Origin of the sequence: Streptomyces flavofungini (genome assembly GCF_041028215.1) — a bacterium.
Classification (GTDB): Bacteria; Actinomycetota; Actinomycetes; order Streptomycetales; family Streptomycetaceae; genus Streptomyces; species Streptomyces flavofungini_B.
Map to the genome: position 1 here is coordinate 1 of NZ_JASKYR010001409.1, position 708 is coordinate 708.

Here is a 708-nt window from a genome sequence, read left to right on the forward strand (position 1 = left end):
CGCCCCGGCCCGGTCGGCGGCCGAGACCGTCTTCGTCGCGGAGGCGGCCGCGGGGGCCGCCGACGCGCGCGCGGCGAAGAAGGAACTGCAGAAGATCGAGCGGCAGCTCGACAGGATCTCCGACAAGGAGAGCAAGCTCCACACCCAAATCGCTGATAACGCCACGGACTTCGAGAAAGTGGCCAAACTGGACGGTGAGCTGCGCGAACTCGTCGGGGAGCGCGAGGAGTTGGAAATGCGCTGGCTGGAGCTCGCCGAGGACGCGTAGAGCTCTCGTGGAAGTCCCGTAACAGACGCATCACGGGCCGGTCCTCCCTTGGGAACAGGGGCAGGACCGGCCCCGTGTGCTACGGGTTCAGGGTGATAGAAAGGCTGATCTGAAGCACCACTGGCGTGCCGAAAATCAGTGAAGGGGGAAGCGCTGATGACTCAGCCGCCCAACCAGCCGCCGTCCGGCGGCTTCGGAGCTCCGCAGGATCCACGGCAGGGAGGCGGGGCGCCACAGCCACCGGGGCAGCCGCCCGGCCCGCCGCCCGCCGCCCCGCAGCCGGGGCAGCCGCAGGAAGCTGGTGGTCATAGTCGCCGCCGCCGTGGCCGCGCTGCTGGTCGCGGGCGGTGTCACGTACGCCGTGGTCGGCGGTGACGACGGCGAGAAGAAGCCCGAGGCGAAGAACAAGGACCCGAAGTCCTCCGCCTCCGCGCCCGCGA

At 69.8% G+C, this 708-nt stretch carries 1 protein-coding gene; it reads left to right on the forward strand.

The genetic code is table 11. The features are described from left to right. A partial coding sequence (locus AB8Z36_RS41355) for an ABC transporter C-terminal domain-containing protein (RefSeq protein WP_369218477.1) occupies nt 1–268 on the forward strand: 268 nt, incomplete at its 5' end. Nucleotides 269–708 lie beyond the last annotated feature (440 nt).